General features: G+C 72.3%; 2 protein-coding genes. Both read left to right on the forward strand.

Annotation, left to right across the window (positions count from 1 at the left end; genetic code table 11):
• A partial coding sequence (locus tag AOK08_RS40600; protein ID WP_055535413.1) for a multidrug effflux MFS transporter occupies positions 1-1023 on the forward strand: 1023 nt, incomplete at its 5' end.
• On the forward strand, positions 975-2102 hold a 1128-nt coding region (locus AOK08_RS40605), incomplete at its 3' end, for a serine hydrolase domain-containing protein (RefSeq protein ID WP_107101175.1). The genes AOK08_RS40600 and AOK08_RS40605, both read left to right, overlap by 49 nt.

Raw genomic sequence — 2102 nt, forward strand, 5'->3', positions numbered from 1 at the left:
GGCCGCCGCCGCCCGCTGCTCGCGGGCCTGGCGGTGTACGTCGTGGCCACCGTCCTGTGCGGCCTCGCGCCCAGCCTGGAGTTCCTGGTCGGCTTCCGGCTGGTCCAGGGCCTGGCGGGCTCGGCGGGGATAGTCATCGCGCGGGCGGTCGTACGGGATCTGTACGACGGTGTGGCCATGGCCCGCTTCTTCTCCACCCTGATGCTGATCTCGGGCGTCGCGCCGATCGTCGCGCCGCTCATCGGCGGCCAGGTCCTGCGCGTGACGGACTGGCGGGGCGTGTTCGCCGTCCTCACGGTGATCGGGATCGCGCTCGCGGCGCTGGTCTGGTTCCGCCTCCCCGAGACCCTCGACCCGGCCGACCGGCACGGCGGCGGAGTCGGCGAGGCCCTGCGCTCCATGCGCGCCCTCGTCGCCGACCGGGTCTTCACCGGGTACGTCCTCGCGGGCGGCTTCGCCTTCGCGGCTCTCTTCGCGTACATCGCCGCGTCCCCCTTCGTGATCCAGGAGATCTACGGCGCCTCCCCGCAGACGTTCAGCGTGCTGTTCGGCGTCAACTCGGTGGGGCTGGTGATCGTCGGCCAGATCAACGGCAAGGTGCTGGTCGGCCGGGTGTCGCTGGACAAGGTGCTGGCGGTGGGCCTGGCGGTCGTCACCGTCTCGGCGGTCGCGCTGCTGCTGATGGCGACGGGGGTGTTCGGCAAGGCGGGCCTGGTCCCGGTGGCGATCGCGCTCTTCGTGCTGATGTCGGCGATGGGCCTGGCGATGCCGAACACGCAAGCCCTCGCCCTGATGCGGACACGCCACTCGGCGGGTGCCGCGTCCGCCCTCCTCGGCACCACGTCCTTCCTCATCGGCGCGGTCGCCTCCCCGCTGGTGGGCATCGCCGGCGAGGAGACCGCCGTCCCGATGGCGGTCGTCCAACTGGCGGCGGCACTGGTTGCGGTCGGCTGCTTCGTGGGACTGTGCCGCCCGTGGAACGGACGTACGACCCTGGAAGCACCGGAGGGAGCGGCGAGCTGAGCGCCGTACCGAAACTGCGCGTCGACACACCGGAGCGGGCCGGCCTCGACCCCGGGGAGATGCGTCACCTCGTACGAGAGGTACGCGCCCTCACCACCGGCGAGCGCCCCGGGGCCCCGGCCGCGGTCGTGACCGTCGGGCGCGGCCCGGTGATCGCGGTGGAGGCGGCGGCGGGCTGGGCGGTGCGGTACGCGTCGTACGACGAGCGCACGGACACCGGAGTGGAACTCCCCAGGGAGGCCAGGGTCCGGGCCACCGTCGGCACCCCCTTCGACCTCGCCTCCCTCACGAAGCTCTTCACGGCGGTGGCCGCGGTGCAGCAGATGGAGCGCGGCACCCTGGGCCTGGAAGCCCAAGTGGGCGCGTATCTACCGGACTTCACGGGAGCGGCCCAACACCGCATCACCATACGACAGTTGCTCACCCACACCTCGGGCCTGCGCCCCGAACTCCCGCTGTACGACTGCCCGGACGACGCGGCCCGCGTGGCGTTGCTGCGATCGGAGCCCCCGTCGTCCCCGCCAGGCACGTACACATACTCCGACCTGAACATGCTGCTCCTCCAGTACGTCCTGGAGCGCGTCACGGGCCGCACCCTGGACATCCTGATCCACGAGGGCATCACCCGCCCCCTCGGCATGACGTCGACCGGCTTCGGCCCCTGCCCCGACGCGGCGGCGACCGAGGACCAGCGCAGACCGTGGGCCAAGGCGGAGCGGGGGATGCTGCGGGGCGAGGTCCACGACGAGAACGCGTGGGCCCTGGGCGGGGTCGCGGGCCACGCGGGCCTCTTCTCTACCGCCCGCGACCTCGCGGTCTTCAGCCGCTGCCTCCTGTCGGGCGGCGCCTACGGCCCGGCCCGCATCCTCGGCGAGCACCACGTGAACCTGCTCCTGACCCCACCGGGCCTGGGCTTCGCAATCGACCAGCCCTGGTTCATGGGGGAGTTGGCGGGGCGGGGAGCAGCGGGCCACACCGGTTTCACGGGCACGTCCCTCGTCCTGGACCGGGCCACCGACACATTCGTGGTGCTGCTGACGAACTCGGTTCATCCGAAACGGGGTTGGGGGCGAATGGGG

This window comes from Streptomyces graminilatus (genome assembly GCF_001418565.1).
GTDB classification, from domain to species: Bacteria; Actinomycetota; Actinomycetes; order Streptomycetales; family Streptomycetaceae; genus Streptomyces; species Streptomyces graminilatus.